Below are 20,740 nucleotides of genomic sequence, written 5' to 3'. Positions count from 1 at the left end.
GTCGTGGACGGGCGGTGCCCCCAATTTTGCCGAACGCAAGGAGCGCGCTGCCGCGCGCCATGTGCCTTGCCCCGTTCGACAAAACCGGCTCCCCACCCACCGGCAAGCCGGTCGCCCAAGGGCGATCCACGACCCGGTCCGTCCCCGCATGACCCGTCTGTCCTGTCTTCAAAACGAAAGGAGCAGGACAATGACCACGCTGTACGACACCATCCAGCAACTGCGCGCCGAACTCACCAGCTTCCATCTCACCCGCCGGGAGCGGGCGGCGATCAAGGCCGAACTCGCGGCGGCGATTGCCCGGCAGGCAGAACGCGACCGGGCTGCCGACGAGGAGGCTCCCGCATGACGCGGGAGCTTTCTGACCTTTGGGCGTGCGGCCCCGCCTGTGGATTTACGCTCTGTCCGCTGCCGTAACTTCCTGATGGAATTTTGCGCTCAAAGCGTCTATATTAGTCGTGCGCTGGGGAGGTGGTGGAAAGCGCGATCATCCAATCCTGTACAACGGAGATCGCAGATGGTTGTCTTCGCACCCTTCATCCTCCTGTCCGTTCTCGGTCTTTTCTGCTGGCTGATCTTCGTGGTCGCCGTTTACGCGCTGCCCTTCTATGTCGGGCTCAACGCCTTCTTCGGCAGCCTGCACACCGGTGCGGGCTACCTCGGCGCCATTGTGATCGGCATCGTCGCCGGCACGGCAACGCAGGTTGCCGGTCAGATGGCGTTCGCGATGGTGCCCATCGTCTGGTTCCGGATGGCACTCGGCCTGCTCTACACCGTTCCCGCCGTCATCGCCGGCTACTGCGCCATGCTCGACGTGTCGCAGCTCTGCGTCCCGTCCTCTTTCTGGCGGCACCTCTTCGCCGTGATCGGTGCGGTCCTTGTCGGTGGCACGGCCTGGGTCCGTATTGGCGCGGAACTCCCGCCGGCGACGCCGGCTCATGGCGAGGATGGCACGCTCCCCGGTCGCGCGCTGATCGATCCGACCGGACAAGCATAGGCCGGCCCCCCTGTTCCGGCCGGTAGGGAGACGATCGGGGCATCAAGGCCCGGATCATCCAGCCTGATCCTGACCGGGAACGTGGCGGCCCGGCTGGGAGAGTTTCTGCCACCGCCCCAGTTCCATCCGTCCGGCGCTCAGACAGCAGCAACCGGCACATTGCCGTGGTGTCGTCTTCGTCAAAAGATGCGATCGGGCAGCGTCCTGCCGGAATCGCGTGGAGCCTGGCCTGTCTCTCCGCGCGACCTGACCGGGGAACACGCCGGTCAGCCACATTTCTCCCGGAGATGCTGTCAGGCAACGACCACCCCGTCCTCTCTTGGCCTGATCTGCCCGAGGTCGGCTTCGCCTCGATCGCCCTGGGGCAACGCCGTCGTCAGGACTTTCTTCCCCTGGCGCCAGGGCGCCATTCCTCGCGAGGCAAGAAAGTCCTGCCGCCGCCGTCCTGCGCGGTGCTCCGGCCCGCAAGCGGGTGCCCGGTCGCTCGCCCCCGGGCGGACGATCGCCATCGAGGCCGCGGTGGTCGCTGCCCGATAACAGCAGGAGAAGTCACATGGCCAACATCGGTTCCTTCAAGAAGGTCGGCAACGAGATCCAGGGCGAGATCGTCACTCTGTCCCTCCAGACGAAGAACGTCCGCTTCGTCGCCGAAGCCAACCGGAGCAACGACAACGCGCCCAGCCACCGGGTCTTCGTCGGCCGGATCGAAATCGGGGCGGCGTGGAAGAAGACCTCCAACGAGGGCCGCGACTATCTCTCGGTCAAGCTGGACGATCCGAGCTTCAACGCGCCGATCTACGCCAACCTGTTCCGGGACGAGGATGGCGAGGATTACAGCCTGATCTGGTCCCGGCCCAACGGGCGGCGCAACGGGGAGTGAGCCGCCTCGGCCCCGCCCGGCTCTCCGGGCGGGGGTTTCTCTCCCCCAAGGGACGTCGGTGGGCCCCAGCAAGGGACAGCACCGATCTCGGCGAGGACCAGCCGACCGATTCGGAACGCGGCGTGCCTTGAAAAAATAGGCTTGAACCACCGTTGTGCGACTAATATAGTCGTATTTCTGGTGTGTGCCTGTCTCTTGTCGGATGTGATCGTGGATGATCACTGGCCGACAGGTACGGGCAGCGCGGGCACTCCTGAACTGGACGCAGGAACGGCTCGCCGAAGAAGCCCTTGTAGCATTGACCGCGCTGAAGCGTCTTGAATCCGAGCGTGGTCTCGGTGTCCATGAGGGCACGATCGACCAGGTCCGCCGCGCACTGGAGGCGGCGGGCATCCTGTTCATCGAGTCCGGACAAGGGCGCGGCGTCATGTTTCTTCACGAGACTTCCGACATCCAAACGCGGCAGGCTAGGGTGCGTCGCGTTCATTCTCCGACCTGATCGGTCCCACCATGCAGAAGCCCCCGCTCGACCCGTCCGTCGCCGACAGCGCCCCGGAGGCGTCCTGTCTCACCGGCTATGACGAACAGCACCTCATCACCTATCTGCGTCTGCTGGACGCCGAGGCCGACGGCGCGGACTGGCGCGAGGTCGCCCGGATCGTGCTCCACCGCGACCCGGCGGCCGATCCCGAGGGCGTCCACCGCTGCTGGCACAGCCATCTGGCGCGGGCGCACTGGATGACCGAGCATGGCTACCAGCATCTGCTGCGCGGCGGCGCACCCCACTGACACCCTGAATCGTTGCGTGATCCGCAAGACCTGTTGCATGGCCGGGGCGTAGCGGGCAACGGGACGGTCTGGCATACTCTCGCGAGCAAGTGCTTGCCCTGTTCCCACCCGTTACGCATCGGAGACGACGCCATGAGCCGCGCCACCTGGCGGTCGGCGGGCGCGTACGAGGGCCTGCGGTCGCTCGACGCCCCTGCCTTTGCCTTGCAATTTGTCAGCCGTAACCGCGACTTTATGCGCGAGCGTGCCGCCCTTCAGCGCGCCACGCGCCGGGGCGTCCTGATGCAGCCAGATGCCGAGGCGTTCGCCCGGCGCTGGGGGTTGCGATTTCGAAAGTGTGCGCACTGCCTTGAACCCGCGCTCTGCCTTATGGACCGCTGCGGTGCTGCCGGGTGTGATCGCGCTGGCGGATCTTCCGGCCGGTCTGGCTGACCCGGATCACCCACCGCTCGCCTCCGTGTTCATCGGAGTGTCAGCAGATCAGACGGGTGACGTGCTGATCCAGCGTTCAGGTGCTCTTCTCCGCCTGCATGTTGTGGCGGCCGGCATGGATATGCCGTCTGTCGTCTTGCCGTTCGACGCGCTGTTCGAAGTGCGCGTCCAGGCTGCTTTACGGCTCTGGCGTGCGATGACAGGCAGGCGCCCTGGCCCCAATCCGGCTACCCTGTCGTCCGAACGGACCAGACGGCTGATCCTTGCGCTCCGTGCTCTGGACGGTCGGGCAGAGGGGGCTTCTTACCGTGATTTGGCCTGCATCCTGCCCGGTGGGATCGATCTGTCAGATCGATCCTGGATCTCGCATGACGCGCGTGATCGCATCAAGCGGTTGGTGCAACTCGGGCAGGGAATGGTAAGGGGCGGCTATCGGCGCCTGTTGTTGCATCCTTATAGAGGACGGGTGTAGCGATCGTCGCCCAAACACCTGCACCCGTGGGCAGCGGCCTATCCGCTATCGGGACAAATCTGCCCGATAGCGGTCGGTTGCCTTGAGGCCGCTGGTTCACGGTTACTCTTTTTGTCGAGGGCAGCGAGCCGTCGCAGCTTTAGTTCAGATCTGCGCGGCAAGTTCCTCCAACTGGGTCAGGCAGGTGCCCCATCCCTGGAAGAACCCCATTTCTTCGTGCTTCGCCCGATCCTGCGCGTTCTTGTGGCGTACGAGGGCGCGATAACGCGTGCCGCCGGGCACTGGCTCCATCGTGATCTCCGCCGTCATGAAGGCTTCGGCATTCGGTCGGAACTGCGGGCCCAGACCGTCGGTCCAGACCAGACGCCGTTCCGGCTCCACCACAAGGATGCAGCCTGGCTTTTCCGGGAAAGCCACACCGTCCGGCGAACGCATCACCACATTGAACGTACCGCCCGGCACGAGGTCGATTTCGGCCTTGGCCACGCCATAGGGCCGTGGCGCGAACCATTGCATCAGCAGATCTGGTTCCGTCCAGGCACGCCACAGTTGGGCTGGGCTGGCCTTGACCGTGCGTTCGAGGACGAGGTCGAGTTGGTCATTTACGTCCATGGGTATTGTCCTGTTCAGCCAGTGTTTCGACGAAAGAATCCAGCCGATCCAGGCGGGATTCCCAAATGTGACGCTCCCGTTCGAGCCAGCCTTGTGCGACTGCGAGCGCGTCGGGACGCAACTGGCACATGCGTACGCGCCCCATTTTGCGGGAAATGACGATTTCGCTCTCTTCCAGAACGCGGACATGTTTCATGAAGCTGGGCAGCGCCATGCTATGGCGTTGCGCCAGATCGCCGACGCTGGCCGGGCCATGAGCAAGCTGCGCAATGACCGCGCGACGGGTGCTATCCGACAGGGAATGAAAGATGCGATCAAGGTGAGCCATATGGCTAACTAATCCTATCCTGAGCCTCTCGTCAAGAAAGTAATCCAATTAGCTAAGTTTTAGGTTCAGAACCGGACTGGCGCTGATCGAAGCGACTGACAACCGCTGGCGACGGCGATGCCATCACCAGGGCGATCTCGTTGCCCAGCGACATCGCCCTATGTCCGTCCTCCCCAATCCACAACCGTGATCCACGTCGGCCGCATTTGTCCCGCGGCCCCAGACAGCGATCACGGAGCCACCTCATGTCCGCCAATTACAGCGATCTGCCGCCGCGCTATCTGCGCACGCCCGATGCCTCGCGCTTCGTCGGACTTTCTATTCGCACCCTGGAAAAACATCGGATTTACGGCACCGGACCGCGCTACTCGAAGCTCGGCGGCCGCGTGGTCTATCGGGTCGATGAGTTGCAGGCCTGGGTCGAGAGCGGGGCACGCGCCCATACCTCCGACACCACCGCCGGCACCGTATCGGCGGCGGCGCGGCAAAGTCCGCTGATCCCGCCGACACCACGCGGGAGTCGCCGCTGATGCCTCCGCCCGGCAGAGCACGCTCCGAGCGCGAGCAATTGGAACTCTTCCACGCTATCGCGGGAGATTTTGCTCCTCGTGATGCACAGGATCTGATGGTGTTCCCGTTCTTCAGCCTCGCCAAATCCCCTCGCATGGTCCCGATCGATTACCGGACCCCGGATGTCACCATCCGGGTCGAGGCGTCTGCCGAACATGGCATGGCCACGATCTGGGATGCCGACGTGCTGATCTGGGCCGCCAGCCATCTCGTTGCCGCACGCGACGCCGGTCGGCGCACGTCCCGGCTGATGGTGACCAGCCCGCGCGAGATCCTGACTTTCATCGGTCGAGGCGACAGTGCGCGGGATTATGAGCGGCTGGAAGCGGCGTTCGATCGGCTGCAATCCACCACGATCAAGACCTCGCTCCGGCAGACCGGGAAGGGGCAACTGCACCGCTTTTCCTGGATCAACGAATGGAAACGGCATACCGCGCGGGAAGGGCGCACCCGCGTGATCGAACTGATCCTGCCCGACTGGTTCTACCAGGCGGTTCTCGATGACGCGCTCGTGCTGACCATCGACCCTGCCTATTTTGGCCTCACAGGCGGCCTGGAGCGCTGGCTGTATCGCATTGTGCGCAAGCATGGCGGTCGCCAGCGTGCGGGCTGGGCCTTCGGCCTGCGCCATCTCTACGAAAAATCCGCCAGTCTTTCCCCATATCGCCGCTTTGCCTTCGAACTGCGCGAGATGGCGAAGCGTCAGCCTTTTCCGGGCTATCGGCTGTCGGTGCGCCCCGACCGCAATGGCAATGACATGCTGGCCTTCGCGCCTGTCAAACTATCCACAGGCGCCTGTGGACAAGCTGTGAATTCATCCGTGCTATCAGTTGTGGATTTATCCGTGCCATCACTGCCACGGCATCCGTGCTATCGTTTGCAGAAAACGCCGAATCAGGATGTCGAATCAAATGGTTATGATGCCCTTAACTTAGAATCTAACTTAAAAGAGTCTAACTTTAAGGATGTTGGCACCCCTTCCGATCCGTGGATAAGCCCCGGAGAGGGGTCATGATCGTGGCCTTCCTCAACCAGAAGGGCGGCGTCGGCAAGACGACGCTGGCGCTGCATCTCGCGGGCCAATGGGCTCGGGAAGGCCGGCGCGTGACGGTCATCGACGCCGACCCGCAGGGCTCGGCGCTGGACTGGTCGGCGCAGCGGGCGCGGGAGGGACTGCCACGGCTGTTCGGCGTCATCGGACTGGCGCGCGACGCGCTGCACCATGAGGCACTGGCCCTGGCTCAGGGGGTGGATCACGTCGTCATCGACGGTCCCCCACGGGTAGCGGCACTGCTGCGCTCCGCCCTGCTGGCCGCTGATCTGGTGCTGATCCCGGCGCAGCCTTCGCCCTTCGACGGTTGGGCCTCGGCCGAGATGCTGCGGCTGCTGGCAGAAGCACGTCTCTTCCGTCCCGGCCTGCTGGCCCGTTTTGTGCTCAACCGCTGCGCCGCGCGCACGGTGATCGCCCGCGAAACCCGGCTGGCGCTGGTGGGGCATGAGCCGGCGGCGCTGGCAGCGCGGATCGGCCAGCGGGTCGCGTTCGCCGACATGGCGCGCACCGGCCGCCTTGTCTGCGACCTGCGCCCGCAGGGGATTGCCGCCCGCGAAATCGCCGCGCTGACAGCCGAGATTGGGGGGCTGGTGGCATGACCCTCCTGACCGGCGACAGTGCGCTCCTGATGCCCTGGCACGGCCCCTACGACATGATCCTGGTCGATCCCCCCTATGGCGATACGTCGCTCGCATGGGACCGGCGCATAGCGGATTGGCCTGGCAAGGCGCTCGCCGCCCTGAAACCCAGCGGCTCGCTCTGGGTTTTCGGCTCGCTGCGGAGCTTTCTCGCATCCAACGCGGCATTTCGGAATGTAGGCTGGAAATATGCCCAGGAACTGGTCTGGGAGAAGCAGAACGATTCCAGCTTCCATGCCGATCGGTTCCGGCGCGTGCATGAACTGATTGTCCAGTTCTATCGCGACGATACGCCCTGGCGTGCCGTCTACAACGTGGTTCCGACCACGTCCGACGCGCGGGCGCGCACGGTGCGGCGGAAACATCGGCCGCCGCATATGGGCCAGATCGACGCTGGCCATTACGTCAGCGAGGATGGCGGCCCGCGCCTGATGCGCTCCGTAATTCCGGTCCGCAATACGCATGGCCGCGCCATCCATCCGACCGAGAAGCCGGTGGCGTTGCTGGAGATCCTGATCCGCACGAGCTGCCCGCCGGGTGGCCTGGTGGGCGACTGGTTCGCTGGCTCTGGTGCCGTAGGCGTCGCCTGCCGGTTGACCGGCCGGCGTTATGTCGGCTGCGAGATCGATCCCGTCATGGCGCAGAAGGCGCGCGACCGTATCGCGTCCGTGCTGCCGCTCGGCGAGGGAATATCGCCATGACAGAGCGTCGCACGCTACCCGGCTTCGCGTCGCGCCCCGCCGACCGGGAACGCTGGGTCAAGGCGCCGGACAAGCCTGCGGCTGCCAACCACTTCACCGCCCGGCTGACCATCGACGTCACGCCGGCGCTGCGCGCGCGGCTCAAGGTCGCGGCGTTCCAGCGCGGCATGACCGTCGCCGACATGCTGCGCGCCCTGCTGGCCCGCGAGTTCCCCGATACTCCTGGAGATGTGCCATGAACGACACCCTCGCTCATGTCGAACTCACCTGGATCGAGAAGCGTATCGAACACTGGATCCGCTTCGGCCCTGTCGCCCATGAGCAGGTTCTCGATCGTCGGCGGCGGATACTGAGCTTTCCGCCGGACACCGTGTTCGCCTTCCTACGCTGGGCGGCGAACGATTACGGCACGGTGGTGTCCTGCATCGACATCGTGCGCGTCACCCGTCCCGGCGAGCCGTATCAGACGGTGCCGTTCGTGCGCCCCGGTGGCGAGAGCCTGCTGCGGCAGAGCGGCTGGCCGAGGGTCCGTCTGGTGCTGGAAGCGATAGACCGCATCGAGGCGACCGGCATCGACCCCGTCGACGTGGCGCCCGACCATTGGCGGCATCTGCACAATCGGATGCTCGCCGGGCAGGCGCCACGCCCCTACACACGCGATCGCCATCATGCCTGGCTGCGCCGGAGGGCGGTGTCATGAGCCGGCTTGGTTGGTTCCTCACCACCTATGTCGCGGTGATGGCGATCGTGCTGGGCGCCGTGTTCCGTCCTACGCCGTGGTTGATCTGGAATGCCACCGCCAGCACTCCGGTCGGGCTGTATCGCCTGCAATCGGTGCGCCGATTGCATGTCGGTGACCTGATCGCGATCCGGCCGCCAGCCGACATGGCCGCGCTGCTGGCGCGCGGTGGCTATCTGCCGCTCGGTGTCCCGCTGCTCAAGCCGGTCGCGGCACTGCCGGGACAACTGGTCTGCCGGGTCGGCACCATCGTGTCGGTTGACGGCAAGCCGCTCGGCGATGCGTTGGCTCGCGATCATCGCGGCCGTCCGCTGCCGGTCTGGCAGGGCTGTCGGCACGTCCTGCCCGGCCAGATCTTCGTCATGAATCCGGCAGTCCCGACCAGTCTCGACGGCCGCTATTTCGGCGTCCTGCCGGTCGATGCGGTGCTCGGCCGCGCGCGGCCGCTGTGGCTCATGCCGTCACCGCTTTCTCCCAACCCCAACCAGAAACGAGGCTGATATGGCCCAGATCGGAACCTTTATGCGCACATCTGACGGCTTCGCCGGTCGCCTGCGCACGCTCGCCCTCGACGTCGAACTGACGATCGTGCCGGCGACATCGTCGGACGCCGAGCATGCGCCCGATTATCGCGTCCATCTCGGTGACGCTGACGCCGGACCGGAGATCGGCGCAGGCTGGAAGCGCACCGGCGAGAAGGCGGGCACCTATCTCTCGCTCGTTCTCGACGATCCCATGCTGGCGCAGCCGATCCGTGCCAATCTGTTCCAGTCCGATCGTCAGGGCCGTGCCTTCCATCTGGTCTGGACCCGTCCGGTAAGGCGCGATGACCGGCGGTAAAATGGGGCCACGGCTGTTCGGTGTCGTGCTTCCGGTGGTCGTTTCCATGACGATATCGGAGCATGTCGCGGTCGCCGATCCATACGCTGACATGATCGCGGAAGCAGCCACGCGCGCGCAGATTCCGGCCGCATGGATCGCTGCCGTCCTGCACGCGGAGAGCCGAGGCGATGCGCGGGCCGTGTCATCGGCGGGTGCGATGGGGCTCATGCAGGTGATGCCCGGAACATGGGCCAGCTTGCGCACGTCGCTCGGGCTCGGCGACGATCCGTTCGACCCGCATGACAACATCCTGGCGGGTGCCACTTATCTGCGCTGGATGCGGGACCGCTACGGTACGGCGGGATTTCTCGCCGCCTACAATGTCGGTCCCGCGCGCTATGACGATCATCTCGCGACCGGCCGGCCGCTGCCTGCCGAGACGCGGAACTATGTGGCGTCGGTCAGCGCCCGGCTCGCTCTTCCGCTTGTCGACGACATAGCGATCAGTGCTCTGGCTGCGCCATCCTGGCAGGAGTCTTCCCTCTTTCCGGCGTCATTCCTGCGCACGGGCAGTGCGTCCCGGCATGGCGAGAGTGCGCACAATCCGGAGCATGCCGACGGTGCCCGCCCGACCGACTGGACGGCGCTCGCACCGCAATCGGCCGGTCTGTTCCTCGCGTCATGGCAGGGGGAAGCACGCCGATGATCCCCGTTCCGGTCCATCGGGCGCTGGCGGGCGATGGGTGCCTTGGGGATGGGGTGCTGGGGGGAGGCAGGCAACGGAGGGTAGGACGGCAAGGTAAAAGCAGCGCCCGTTCGGGGCTGCATGTGGTTGGTTTGATTGGAGAATTTGTCCTCTCACGACGCACCACCTGCGGCTGTCCACGCAATTTTCCTAATGTTTTCAACGATCCGAGCGCCGTCAGGCGCACATCGAAGCGGAGAGCGGGCTATGGCGACGCGCGATGACAGCCTGACTGTCCGGCCCGGACGCATCCGGCATGGCAATCAGGGCGCACGACCGAAATCCTTCGTCGGTGAGGTCATGCGGGCCGCGAAGAGGGCCGGTCATACCGGCACCCGGTTCGGAGCGAAGGGCAGGGGAGGCGGCGGTGGTTCCCGCTTCGGACGCGGCCGACGTGCGGCGCTGTCCATGCGGCTGCGCGGCAACGCCCGTCGGGTCGTGGTCAAGGCGCGCATTGTTCGTCAGCAGGGCACGCGCTTCCGGTCGGCGCCGCTCGCCCGGCACATCGCCTATCTCAGGCGCGAGGGCGTGACCCGCGACGGCGCCAGGGCCCATCTGTTCGATGCCGGTTCCGACGAAGCGGACAGCAAGGCCTTCGCAGAGCGCTGCGAAGACGACCGGCACCATTTCCGCTTCATCGTCTCGCCCGAGGATGCGGCACGGATGGAGGATCTGCGGGGCTTCGCGCGGGAACTGATGCAGGACATGGAGCGCGATCTCGGCACAAAGCTGGACTGGGTCGGGGTGGATCACTGGAACACCGACAATCCGCATGTCCACATCCTGGTGCGCGGGGTGGCCGATGACGGCAAGGATCTGGTGATCAGCCGCGCTTATATAAGTCAGGGCATGCACGACCGCGCCGCCGAACGGGTGACGCTGGAACTTGGCCCGCGCAGCGAGCAGGAAATCCGCACCGCCCTGGAGACCGAAATCGGTGCCGACCGCTGGACCAGCCTCGATCGCGCGTTGCAGGACATCAGCGACGAAGGGGGTGGCATCGTCGATCTGCGGCCGGGCGCGGGTGCCGAAGATCCGCAACTGCGGCGCCTGCTGGTGGGCCGGGCGACCAAGCTGGAAGGGCTTGGTCTCGCCGAACAGGTCGGGGTGGCACGCTGGACCCTCAAGCCGGGGCTGGAGGCGACCCTGCGCGATCTCTCCATCCGGGGCGACATCATCAGGACCATGCACCGCGCCATGTCCGGCGGCGGGGCAGAACCCGATGTTGCGGGTTTCGCGATCCACGGCGAGACGCTGGCCGATCCCGTCATTGGTCGGCTGGTCGAGCGTGGGCTGGATGACGAGTTGAAGGGCTCGGGCTATGTGGTGATCGCGGGGACCGATGGGCGGACGCATCATGTCCGCTTCCCCGATCTGGACCTGACCGGCGACGCCAGGACCGGCGCGATCGTCGAGACCCGGAGTTGGGAGGACGCCAAGGGCACGCAGCGCCTGTCACTGGCGACGCGCTCGGACTTCACGCTGGCCGAGCAGGTGACGGCACCCGGTGCGACCTGGCTCGACCGCCAGTTGCTCGCCAAGGATCCGGCATTGGCCAATGCGGGCTTCGGGGCCGAGGTCCGTGAGGCGATGGCGCAGCGGATCGACCATCTGGCGTCCGAGGGGCTGGCCCGGCGACAGGGCGAGCGGGTGGTGTTCGTACCCGACCTGATCGGCACCCTGCGCCAGCGTGATCTCGATCAGGCGGCGGCCCGGCTCGCCGCGCAGACCGGGCTGGAACACCGGCCCGCGAAGGAAGGCGAGATCGTCTCGGGGGTCTATCGCCAGCGGGTGGCCCTGTCCTCCGGCCGCTTCGCGATGGTCGATGACGGGCTGGGCTTCCAACTCGTGCCGTGGCGTCCAGCGCTGGAGCAGAAGCTCGGACGGCAGGTTTCCGGCACCCTGTCGCCGGGTGGAGCGGTGGACTGGAATTTCGGGCGGAAGCGCGGGCTCGGGATTTGATGGCGGGTGGCCCGCCTGCAGGTTTTCGGCTGACAAAGCAGGTGCTTCATAAGTATGATAAAGTATGCTCGCTTGGGAGGAGCCGCCTCATGTCCACGATCGAACGTATGACCATTACCGTGCCGTCCGAAATGGCTGCGATCCTGCGCCAGTCCGTCGATGGCGGCGAGTATGCCTCGACCAGCGAGGTCGTGCGCGAGGCATTGCGCGAGTGGATGCGTCGGCGCGATACCGACCGCCGCGATCTCGACACCTTGCGCGAGGCGATCAGGATGGGCGACGAGAGCGGGTCGAGCATCCCGGCTGAGAGCGTCTTCGCCGAATTGCGTGACGTGATCGCTCGCCGTCGTGCGCAGGGATGAAACGGCTCGGCTTCGCTCCGGCCGCGCGTGCCGACCTCCTGGAAATCGCGCTCTACATCGCCGAGGACAATCCCGAGCGAGCCATCAGCTTCGTTGCCGAACTGGAAGCGAAGGCCGCCGTTGCGGCTGAACATCCGGGGAGCTTTCCGGCGCGCGATGAGATCAGTCCCGGATTGAGGGTCATTGTTCACGGCCGCTACCTATTGTTCTTCCGTGAACTGGCCGACGAGGTACGCATCGTCCGTGTGCTTCATGGCGCACGGGATCTGCCGCAGATATTCGACTCGTAGAGTCAGGATTTCCCGTGGGATCGTGCGCCGCGGTCGTCAATGACGATGAACTTCGGCGCCATCACGACGATCAGAATGTGGATGCGATCATCCGGCGGAGGCATCTTTACCGTACCGGGTTCTTCTCCACATGCGACGACAAGGCGATCGGAGTTTCCCAGCATGACAAGGCGAAATAAGGCGCCAACGATCTGTTATCCAGCCACTCGTCAAGACGAGCGCACGCTTGTCGAGTTGCTGGAACAGGGCGAGCGAAGTGGCGTCAGCACGCGCACGATTCTCGATATTCTTGCCGCCGTGAAGGTCGGCGGGAAACCGTCCGTTTATTATCCGCTCCCGTCCGGCGACCCGAGGCGCTTTAATTAGGCCTTGAGTATCGGGAAATCGAGCCGTTTGGTCGGTTCCTGTCATGAACCAGACCAAGATCCTCTGGGGCTCGGTGCTTGCCGTCAGCGCCGTGATCCTCGCCTTCACCTGGGCCGCGACGCAATGGACTGCCTGGCGGCTCGGCTTCCAGCCGCAGCTCGGCGCCCCGTGGTTCATGCTGGTCGGCTGGTCGGTCTATTATCCGCCGGAGTTCTTCTGGTGGTGGTTCGCCTATGACGCCTACGCCCAGGACATTTTTACCACCGGGGGCTATATCGCGGCCTCTGGCGGGATTGCCGCCGTCATCGTCGCGATCACGATGTCCGTCTGGCGTGCCCGCGAGAAGAAACGCGCCACCACTTATGGTTCAGCGCATTGGGCAGAGCCGCGCGAGATCCGGCGCGCCGGATTGCTCGCGCCCGATGGCGTGGTGCTGGGCCGCTCGGCCGATGCCTATCTGCGTCATGACGGGCCGGAGCATGTCCTGTGCTTCGCGCCCACCCGCTCGGGCAAGGGGGTGGGACTGGTGGTGCCGACGCTGCTGACCTGGCCAGGTGCGGCGATCGTCCATGACATCAAGGGCGAGAACTGGACACTGACTGCCGGCTGGCGCGCTCGTTTCGGCCGGGTGCTGCTGTTCGATCCGACGAACCTTGCCAGTGCTGCCTACAATCCGCTGCTGGAGGTCCGGCGCGGCGAGCGCGAAGTCCGCGATGTGCAGAACATTGCCGACGTGCTGGTCGATCCTGAGGGCGCCCTTGAGAAGCGGAACCACTGGGAAAAGACCAGCCACGCCCTGCTGGTCGGTACCATCCTGCATGTCCTTTACGCGGAGGAAGACAAGACCCTGGCCGGGGTCGCCAATTTCCTCTCCGACCCCAAGCGCGCGATCGAGACCACGCTGCGCGCCATGATGACCACGCCGCATCTCGGGGCGAAAGGCGTGCATCCCGTCGTCGCCAGTTCGGCGCGGGAATTGCTCAACAAGAGCGACAATGAACGCTCCGGTGTGCTGTCCACCGCCATGTCGTTTCTCGGCCTCTATCGCGATCCGGTCGTGGCCCATGTGACGCGCCGCTGCGACTGGCGGATCCGCGATCTTGTCGCTGGCACCCATCCGGCGACGCTCTATCTGGTGGTGCCCCCTTCGGACATCAGCCGCACCAAGCCGCTGGTGCGCCTGGTGCTGAATCAGATCGGCCGCCGGCTGACCGAGGAACTGGAGGCAAAACGCCGCCATCGCCTGCTGCTGATGCTTGATGAGTTCCCGGCGCTGGGGCGGTTGGATTTCTTCGAGAGCGCTCTGGCCTTCATGGCAGGCTACGGCATCAAGAGCTTCCTGATCGGCCAGAGCCTGAACCAGATCGAGAAAGCCTATGGCCAGAACAACAGTATCCTCGACAACTGCCATGTCCGGGTCAGTTTCGCGACCAATGACGAACGGACCGCCAAACGGGTGTCCGACGCCTTGGGTACCGCGACCGAGATCCGGGACGCCAAGAATTACGCCGGGCACCGTCTGTCGCCTTGGCTTGGGCATCTGATGGTGACGCGGCACGAAACCGCGCGGCCTTTGCTGACACCCGGCGAGATCATGCAGCTTCCCCCTGACGAGGAACTGGTGCTGGTGTCGGGTTGCCCGCCGATCCGGGCGCGCAAGGCGCGGTATTTCGAAGACGCCGAACTGGCCGCGCGCATCCTCCCGCCACCCAGGTTCAAACCACCGCAGTCTCCAGAGGGAACGCCGCCCATCGGACCGCAGCCGCAGGGGGACTGGGCCGACGTAGTCCAGCCGCCTCCTGCCAGCAATGCGGATGATGATCCTGCCAATGCCGGCATTCGCCGTGAGCCGGAATTGCCGGAACAGGAAGAGGTGGTGCAGGCGCCGAGAAAGCCGGTGCATGAATTCGACCCGCCCGAGGCTGAGGCTGAGGACGATGCGACGCGAGCACAGACCTTGCGGCGCGGCGAGCGGGCTCTCGCACGGCAGGTCTCCCTCGATCCCGCGGACCGGATGGGGCTGTGACCGCCATGCGGATCAAACACACGATCCGGCTACCCGCTGACCTTAGTGTCAGGCTCGCCGATTACGCCGCCCGCAAGAAGGTGCCGCAGGCGCTGATCGTGGAAACGGCATTGGCGTCGTTCCTGTCGCCGGATGGGCCGGAGCGGCTTGAAGCGGCGCTCGCCCGTCGGCTGGATCGGATGACGCGGCAGTTGGAGCGCATGGAACGGCGGGTGACGATCTCCAATGAATCGATAGCTGTGTTCGTGCGGTTCTGGCTGACCAGCACGCCGCCGTTGCCGGATGCTGCTTTGGCTGCGGCGCAGAGCAAGGGGCGGGAGCGGTATGACGGGTTCATTGAAGCGGTGGGGCGCAGGCTTGCCAGAGGGAAGACGCTGGACGATGAGATGAGGCTGGACGTGGGGCTAGGTGAACGGGGGCAGGACGCCCCTCATCCGCCAGGCAATCTTGTAACGTGATGTCTGGGCTGGGGCAGCGGAATGTCGGGTATTGGGAAGATATGACCGAAAACAGTCATTTGTGCCATTGATGCAAATGACGCTACCTGCCAACTTGAGCCACTTCGCCTGACGGTAGAAAGCGACCACTATCAGGATATGCTATCGTTCGAACGAACTTGATCAGATACCCTTGGCGACGCTTCGCTGCGTATCGACCTAGACACATTTAGCGGTAAGATCGTGACATACAGTTTCACCTCCCTCTCTCCAGCCGATTTTGAAGATCTTGCACGAGACTTGTTGGGCGAGGAATTAGCTTGTCGATTTGAGGGGTTTGGCCCTGGTCCCGATGGAGGTGTTGACGGACGCCACGCAAAATCTGGAGCAACCACGATCCTTCAGGCGAAGCACCTTCGCATGTCAGGCTTCGCAGCATTGGCAAGGCAAATGCGGAATGCTCGACCATCGATCGATCAAATACAGCCGGACCGCTATATTCTCGTCACTTCGGTTTCTCTCACGCCCGCTAATAAGAAGGCGCTCGCGGATATCATAGGCCCAAGCCTGATCAACGCATCTGATATATTGGGTTTTGAAGACCTGAACTCGCTTCTTCGAAAGCATGACGATGTCGCTAAAAGCCACGTCAAACTTTGGCTATCCGATACGGCTATCCTCGAACGAGTTTTGCAGTCCGCATCACATAACTTCACGACAGTCACCCGAGCGGAGATCACCGCAAAACTAAACGTTTATGCCGAAAACCCGAGCTTTGGTCAGGGACGAAAAGTTCTCGAAAGCCAACGCATTTTGATCATTTCCGGACCTGGAGGCGTGGGAAAGACAACTTTGGCCGAAATGCTGGCGTATGCCTACATCGGGGAAGATTGGGATCTCGTCGCGATCCGAAGTCTCGACGACGGATTTGCGCGGATAAATGACAGTCGCCGGCAGGTGTTCTTTTTTGACGACTTTTTGGGTCGCATCGCGCTCGACGAAAGAGCCTTATCTACCCAAGACACCGAGCTTGGCCGGTTTATTGCGCGAGTACGTCGCACGCCCACAGCAAGGTTTATCCTCACGACCCGTGCACCAGTTTTTCAACATGCAAAACTTGTGTCCGATGTCCTTGCCGATCACAGGCTCGACGTGGCGCAATATCTGCTTGATGTAGGTATTTATACTCGCCGAATACGGGCTCGAATTCTTTACAATCATCTCGTCGTCGCTGGCGTACCAATCGAACATATTCGAGCACTCTATGATACCGGAACGATCAAGAAAATTATTGATCACAAGTTCTATAATCCGCGAATCGTAGAATGGATGACTGACGCATCGCATATCGAAGATGTGGCAGCCGAAGATTATCCTGAAATATTTATTAATAAGCTAAATGATCCAGAGTCAATCTGGGACAAGCAATTTCAGCATCACATACCACGTCGGTGTCAGCATCTTTTATTTTCTCTCTATTTTGGGTCACAATACGGCGCAGAAATTGAAGATATTCAGGAAATATTTGAAGGACTGCATCCACTTTTGTGCCAGAAATTCGGCATAGCTTGGGACGCTAAGGATTTTGAGAGCAGCGTAAAAGTGTTGGAAGGCGGCTTTATCGCCGTCGCAAACGGCCGCATATCATTTATTAACCCATCTGTTCGTGATTATCTCTACCGCTATCTGCTCGACAGAAAATTGTTGGTAACGATGGCGGCAGGAGCCCCCACGCCCTCGTGCGCGATGCGAATAGTCGATCAGTTCAAAAAGTTATCCGACCTAACGCCTAATGACTGGAGGACATTCTTGGCGGGTTTCTCGGCGCTTGTGCAACGGCTCAACACGATACCGAGATGGAAGCGTATTCCTTCGAACCCTACCAATTTCCGTGCCTATGACACGACAACATCAGACCGTATCAATATGCTGCTTCTATGGTGGAAGTTGAGCGGACTTAAGCTATTTTTGGAAACGGCGGTCGCAATCGCAACCAACCCAAAAGACCAATTCAAATCATGGGATGATGCTCGGGCGCTGCCCACCATCCTCGCCAACCTGCTATCTGCACCTCAGAACGAAAAAAAAGATACAGGCCCGTTGGCCGTCGCTATCGAGAGCGCCATTCGCAAAATGCTCGGCGGCTCTCTCGATCCTGATGACCTCGAACGCGTTGTGACATCGATCGACACCAACAAGGCCAATCTCGGACATATGTTCGATGATGAAATAAATACGGCAATTCCTGAAATGATCGAGAATGTAAGCGACAATCTCGGGCATGTGGACTCAGATTCAACTCTCTCTGACTACATTTCGACTGTTGAAAAACTCGCCAATCGTATCGGGTACAACTCACAGGCAGTGGAGAGCGCTAAACGTGCCATTCAAAGCCGGATTGAAGAGGTCAATGAGAATGCCGCGCAGGATGAAGAGTTGTCGGTGACCGGTGAGGATGTGCAGGAAGATACTTTCGACGATCAAGATTTGAAAAATCTCTTTGAGCCTCTTCTCGCCGAAGAAGATTAGGTCAGTGAAGGGTGGTGGGGGCTTGCCGCCCGCCTGCAACACGCCTTCATTCCCGCCGCGCAAGTCCCTGTCCGATTTCCCAAAAATTCCGTTCGCATGCCTCACTGCTGCTGCGACAGCGTCTTGTAATATCGCCGGGGCGCGCCAGGTGCAGGCTCGAAGGTGAAGCAATCACAATAGTCGTCAATGGCTTGCATCACGCCAAGCAAGGACGGCCCGGAGAACGCTGCAGTTTGGCCAGTGCCCCAATGACTTAGGAAATTTCCGACAATCGTTATCATATTGGTGTTAAGACCAACTTCCTGTGCCGAGGCCAGCGTGAGTATATTAGCCGCCTTGTGCAGCTTAACCGCAGCTTCGATCGCTTTCAGAAACTCATGTGACAGGTGCTTGTCGTCGTTAAAGGCGATATCGACTGGCACAGGGATCCGGAGTTTGCTGATGAGATCACTTAAGCGGTACTCCAGGTATTGCCGCACTCCTTCCTTGGCAAAGTCCACCTGACCAGCCTGAAGCATTGATATTGTGCGGTCCCGGACCTTATTGACTGCTCCGGCTTGCGGAAGGACGGCCACTTGGGGCGATCCTTCTATTCGTTGATGCCACCACGTTCCTGTGCCGGTGTGCTTGTTGAAAAGCTTTTCGAGCATGGTGTCATGGCTCAAGAGTATGACCTGTGGGCCTGCGGCGTTGCCAGGCCGCGCAAATGTTGTCCTGATAAGTTCAACAAGAAAGTTCTGATGACCGGCATCAAAGCTTGACGTCACGTCGTCGAGTACGATGAATTTCGGCAGACCGCTGTAGAGTGATGCGGCGGCCAGATAGAGCGATATAGCGAAGGCGTTCCGAAAGCTCTCGGAGAGGAGCGCCTGCGGAGAGACATTCGTCAGCCCATAGAACTGGGCAAGGTTAATGCGGAGTTCCTCGCTGTTCACCTTCTTGGAGACAGCTGGTTCCACTCCGTAGAACGACATCTTCTTAAAATAGCTTTTGAAGATGGGTTCGACTGCCGCAAGCCGGGCGCTGCTCATGCCAGCCTCAGCTGTCGCAAAGGCGCTGGATGTGCCCTTCAAGAAGCTCCTGATCCGGTCAACGCAATCTTCCCTCGCTTGCTCAGCAACCAATGCCTTCTGTGACAGATCGAGCTTGCTCCAATTCTCCTGCAGACGTCGCGCGGTCTCCACCTTCTTGGTAACTTCCACCGATGACGGTGGCAGTTCCCGCTCGAGCTGGGCCTGTTCCCTCTCGAGCTGCTCATCAAGCTCCGTTGCTTTCGAGCGCAACGTTGCCAAGTATTGCACCAAAGTCTCTGCTTCAGCCTGTGTGATTGTGCCAGATCTGGCACGGGCCTGGTGCCCAGCGAACAGGCGTTTTTCTGGAACGGTCTCAATGACTGCTTCAAGTTGTAATAGCTCTGTCCACCCGGCTTCATTCCATTCGGCCGCAAGTAAGGCGGTCGCTTTGTCCAATGCTTCAAATTCGGAAAGCCGGAAGGCGAGGTGTTCTTTTAGGCTACGGGGTGCCTTTCCATCACAGAGCGGGCAAAGGTGCGTGTCCTCCCACTGTCCACTTTCGATAACCTTTGTACCGGCTTGATAAAGCTGGAGCATCAAGTCGCCAGCGGTTCTTTCCAGTGCCTCCGCCCGCTCGGTCGCGCGAGTAACCAACAGCTCGGCACGTGCCGTGTTGGGAGCGTCGTGGTTGACCTTTGCGAGGCCTCCACGCTCGCGGATACAGGCACCGAGCCGTTCGCGCTTCGGTCCACCCTCAGCATCTTTGATAGCCTCGATACAGGCATCGATGTTGATGGTATCGAACGCCTTTCCCTGGCACACCGGTTTGAGCGGGGCGATCTGGGTCAGCGCTTCATTACACTTTTCTTTTGCAGTCGTCGTATCCAATGTTCCGATGGCGGTACCAACCAGTGTCTCGTAGTCGTTGGCGATCGCCCTTGATAACTCGCCTACTGTCCGTTCCTCACGGGTTTTAGCTTGTGTATGGGCAGTGATGCCGAAATGACTGTTGAAGGCGCGAGTGTTCGCCAACCCCGCCAGTGCTTGGCGAAGGTCGCTGTATGCAGATAGGCCGAGAAGCCCAGAGAAGGTACGCCCGCGAGTCAGCGGTGCAGCCTCGATGAATCTCTGAAATGTCGGACCATCAAGAAATACGAACTCACGATTGAGTCCAGCCAGTATCGCTGTCGCGTCCCACGGTGTGGGGGCACTAACGGCGCGCTGCCCCAACGAGTTCCGAATTACCGTGATCTCGCACTTCTCGGAGCCTGGTTCAGCGACGAGTTGAAGCTTGATGGTTGATTGCCCGGTAGAATGAAAGCGATTCTGGTAATAATCCTTGTCCCGTTCGGTAGCAGGAAGGTCGTCGAGCCAAGGCAGCTTTCCGGTAATCGCATAGCGCACTGCGTCGTAAACGGACGTCTTTCCAACACCGTTGACCGCAGAAATGCTGTTGACTTTGGTCGGGTGAAGTTTGAGTTCGAGCGGCTGACCTTCGTTGTTCACGCCTCTGAATCCCTCGATTAAGACTCCTTCGAGGAGCCAACCTGTCACGGTTGGGGGCGGAGTGGGCAAAGATTGCACGACCGCTGGCGCATTGGGGTTTGCTGCTGCGGTTTGCTCCTGAGCCGTAGCAACTGCTTCCGTTGCTGGCGGTGTGACGCAGATATCGAGTAATCGATCCCATATTTCCTCGACCTTGTACTTTCCATCCAGCAAGATCGGAAAGCGGTCACACAGATCTGCGGCAAGGGCCGCATCCAATTGGCTGATATGGCTTCCGAATGCAGATAGATTTTCCTCAAGACTTGCATTCTCGTTGAACTCAAAAGCGCCTTCGCGTGCAGTCATAACAGCCCCTAATTTCCCGAAAATATTGTGATATTCTCGATCTATACGCATGCGTTCTATCATATATACCGGAGAACGACCTGCAATTTTTGTGATTGCGTCTCACTGAAACAATACAAAATGTCGAT

At 61.8% G+C, this 20,740-nt stretch carries 25 protein-coding genes; 22 read left to right on the top strand and 3 right to left on the bottom strand.

Annotation, left to right across the window (positions count from 1 at the left end; translation table 11 throughout):
* The first annotated feature begins 190 nt into the window (after nucleotides 1–190).
* The 7 genes from HLH35_RS17060 (at nucleotide 191) to HLH35_RS19790 (ending at nucleotide 3,570) form a co-directional block, all read left to right on the top strand.
* The gene (locus tag HLH35_RS17060) at nucleotides 191–349 is read left to right on the top strand and encodes a hypothetical protein (RefSeq protein ID WP_182980295.1); all 159 of its coding nucleotides are present in this window, start codon (nucleotides 191–193) and stop codon (nucleotides 347–349) included.
* A 168-nt stretch (nucleotides 350–517) separates the two neighbouring features.
* Nucleotides 518–997, top strand: a complete 480-nt coding sequence (locus HLH35_RS17055) for a hypothetical protein (RefSeq protein WP_246385187.1) — start codon at nucleotides 518–520, stop codon at nucleotides 995–997.
* A gap of 553 nt (nucleotides 998–1,550) precedes the next feature.
* On the top strand, nucleotides 1,551–1,877 hold the full coding sequence (locus tag HLH35_RS17050; protein WP_182943925.1) for a DUF736 domain-containing protein: 327 nt from the start codon (nucleotides 1,551–1,553) through the stop codon (nucleotides 1,875–1,877).
* A gap of 214 nt (nucleotides 1,878–2,091) precedes the next feature.
* On the top strand, nucleotides 2,092–2,376 hold the full coding sequence (locus HLH35_RS17045; RefSeq protein ID WP_182980293.1) for a helix-turn-helix domain-containing protein: 285 nt from the start codon (nucleotides 2,092–2,094) through the stop codon (nucleotides 2,374–2,376).
* Between the two features lie 11 nt (nucleotides 2,377–2,387).
* A complete protein-coding gene (locus HLH35_RS17040; RefSeq protein WP_019087061.1) occupies nucleotides 2,388–2,666 on the top strand; it encodes a DNA -binding domain-containing protein in 279 nt (92 codons plus the stop codon).
* Nucleotides 2,667–2,798: 132 nt separating this feature from the next.
* Nucleotides 2,799–3,098: a transcriptional regulator domain-containing protein gene (locus HLH35_RS19795; RefSeq protein ID WP_246385186.1), complete on the top strand. Its 300-nt coding sequence runs from the start codon at nucleotides 2,799–2,801 to the stop codon at nucleotides 3,096–3,098.
* On the top strand, nucleotides 3,049–3,570 hold the full coding sequence (locus tag HLH35_RS19790) for a DUF2285 domain-containing protein (RefSeq protein WP_338029383.1): 522 nt from the start codon (nucleotides 3,049–3,051) through the stop codon (nucleotides 3,568–3,570). The genes HLH35_RS19795 and HLH35_RS19790 overlap by 50 nt, the downstream gene beginning before the upstream one ends.
* A gap of 144 nt (nucleotides 3,571–3,714) precedes the next feature.
* Here the strand turns inward: HLH35_RS19790 and HLH35_RS17030 are convergent, their stop codons facing one another.
* Entirely contained in the window at nucleotides 3,715–4,182 is a 468-nt protein-coding gene (locus HLH35_RS17030; RefSeq protein ID WP_182980292.1) for an SRPBCC family protein, read from the bottom strand.
* The gene (locus HLH35_RS17025; protein WP_182980291.1) at nucleotides 4,169–4,510 is read right to left on the bottom strand and encodes an ArsR/SmtB family transcription factor; all 342 of its coding nucleotides are present in this window, start codon (nucleotides 4,508–4,510) and stop codon (nucleotides 4,169–4,171) included. The genes HLH35_RS17030 and HLH35_RS17025 overlap by 14 nt, the downstream gene beginning before the upstream one ends.
* 245 nt (nucleotides 4,511–4,755) lie before the next feature.
* Between HLH35_RS17025 and HLH35_RS17020 the strand changes: the two genes are divergently transcribed.
* The 15 genes from HLH35_RS17020 (at nucleotide 4,756) to HLH35_RS16950 (ending at nucleotide 17,748) form a co-directional block, all read left to right on the top strand.
* Complete coding sequence (locus HLH35_RS17020) at nucleotides 4,756–5,040, top strand: helix-turn-helix transcriptional regulator (protein WP_182943919.1); 285 nt, start codon at nucleotides 4,756–4,758, stop codon at nucleotides 5,038–5,040.
* Nucleotides 5,040–6,095: a replication initiator protein A gene (locus HLH35_RS17015; protein WP_182980290.1), complete on the top strand. Its 1,056-nt coding sequence runs from the start codon at nucleotides 5,040–5,042 to the stop codon at nucleotides 6,093–6,095. The genes HLH35_RS17020 and HLH35_RS17015 overlap by 1 nt, the downstream gene beginning before the upstream one ends.
* Nucleotides 6,092–6,730, top strand: a complete 639-nt coding sequence (parA, locus tag HLH35_RS17010; RefSeq protein WP_182980289.1) for a ParA family partition ATPase — start codon at nucleotides 6,092–6,094, stop codon at nucleotides 6,728–6,730. Before HLH35_RS17015 ends, parA begins: the two co-directional genes overlap by 4 nt.
* Complete coding sequence (locus HLH35_RS17005; RefSeq protein ID WP_182980288.1) at nucleotides 6,727–7,470, top strand: DNA-methyltransferase; 744 nt, start codon at nucleotides 6,727–6,729, stop codon at nucleotides 7,468–7,470. The genes parA and HLH35_RS17005 overlap by 4 nt, the downstream gene beginning before the upstream one ends.
* Nucleotides 7,467–7,709, top strand: coding sequence for a ribbon-helix-helix protein (locus HLH35_RS17000; protein ID WP_182980287.1), 243 nt, complete (start codon nucleotides 7,467–7,469; stop codon nucleotides 7,707–7,709). Before HLH35_RS17005 ends, HLH35_RS17000 begins: the two co-directional genes overlap by 4 nt.
* The gene (locus HLH35_RS16995; protein ID WP_182980286.1) at nucleotides 7,706–8,170 is read left to right on the top strand and encodes a DUF2840 domain-containing protein; all 465 of its coding nucleotides are present in this window, start codon (nucleotides 7,706–7,708) and stop codon (nucleotides 8,168–8,170) included. Before HLH35_RS17000 ends, HLH35_RS16995 begins: the two co-directional genes overlap by 4 nt.
* Nucleotides 8,167–8,709, top strand: coding sequence for a S26 family signal peptidase (locus tag HLH35_RS16990; protein WP_182980285.1), 543 nt, complete (start codon nucleotides 8,167–8,169; stop codon nucleotides 8,707–8,709). Before HLH35_RS16995 ends, HLH35_RS16990 begins: the two co-directional genes overlap by 4 nt.
* Nucleotide 8,710: 1 nt before the next feature.
* The gene (locus HLH35_RS16985; protein ID WP_182980284.1) at nucleotides 8,711–9,049 is read left to right on the top strand and encodes a DUF736 domain-containing protein; all 339 of its coding nucleotides are present in this window, start codon (nucleotides 8,711–8,713) and stop codon (nucleotides 9,047–9,049) included.
* Entirely contained in the window at nucleotides 9,036–9,737 is a 702-nt protein-coding gene (locus HLH35_RS16980; protein ID WP_182980283.1) for a lytic transglycosylase domain-containing protein, read from the top strand. Before HLH35_RS16985 ends, HLH35_RS16980 begins: the two co-directional genes overlap by 14 nt.
* A gap of 246 nt (nucleotides 9,738–9,983) precedes the next feature.
* Entirely contained in the window at nucleotides 9,984–11,738 is a 1,755-nt protein-coding gene (locus HLH35_RS16975; protein ID WP_182980282.1) for a relaxase/mobilization nuclease domain-containing protein, read from the top strand.
* Between the two features lie 89 nt (nucleotides 11,739–11,827).
* On the top strand, nucleotides 11,828–12,100 hold the full coding sequence (locus tag HLH35_RS16970; protein WP_182980281.1) for a type II toxin-antitoxin system ParD family antitoxin: 273 nt from the start codon (nucleotides 11,828–11,830) through the stop codon (nucleotides 12,098–12,100).
* Nucleotides 12,097–12,390, top strand: a complete 294-nt coding sequence (locus HLH35_RS16965; RefSeq protein ID WP_182980280.1) for a type II toxin-antitoxin system RelE/ParE family toxin — start codon at nucleotides 12,097–12,099, stop codon at nucleotides 12,388–12,390. The genes HLH35_RS16970 and HLH35_RS16965 overlap by 4 nt, the downstream gene beginning before the upstream one ends.
* A 409-nt stretch (nucleotides 12,391–12,799) precedes the next feature.
* On the top strand, nucleotides 12,800–14,782 hold the full coding sequence (locus HLH35_RS16960; protein ID WP_182980279.1) for a conjugal transfer protein TraG: 1,983 nt from the start codon (nucleotides 12,800–12,802) through the stop codon (nucleotides 14,780–14,782).
* A gap of 5 nt (nucleotides 14,783–14,787) precedes the next feature.
* The gene (locus HLH35_RS16955; protein ID WP_182980323.1) at nucleotides 14,788–15,240 is read left to right on the top strand and encodes a CopG family transcriptional regulator; all 453 of its coding nucleotides are present in this window, start codon (nucleotides 14,788–14,790) and stop codon (nucleotides 15,238–15,240) included.
* 222 nt (nucleotides 15,241–15,462) lie between these two features.
* The gene (locus HLH35_RS16950; protein ID WP_182980278.1) at nucleotides 15,463–17,748 is read left to right on the top strand and encodes an nSTAND3 domain-containing NTPase; all 2,286 of its coding nucleotides are present in this window, start codon (nucleotides 15,463–15,465) and stop codon (nucleotides 17,746–17,748) included.
* Nucleotides 17,749–17,849: 101 nt separating this feature from the next.
* Here HLH35_RS16950 and HLH35_RS16945 read toward each other — a convergent pair whose 3' ends face one another.
* Complete coding sequence (locus HLH35_RS16945; RefSeq protein ID WP_182980277.1) at nucleotides 17,850–20,663, bottom strand: AAA family ATPase; 2,814 nt, start codon at nucleotides 20,661–20,663, stop codon at nucleotides 17,850–17,852.
* Nucleotides 20,664–20,740 lie beyond the last annotated feature (77 nt).

The organism is Gluconacetobacter asukensis (assembly GCF_014174375.1).
In the GTDB taxonomy this organism is placed as follows: Bacteria; Pseudomonadota; Alphaproteobacteria; order Acetobacterales; family Acetobacteraceae; genus Gluconacetobacter; species Gluconacetobacter asukensis.
The sequence above is the reverse complement of the archived record's forward strand: the minus strand, read 5'-3'. Positions and strand labels throughout refer to the sequence as shown.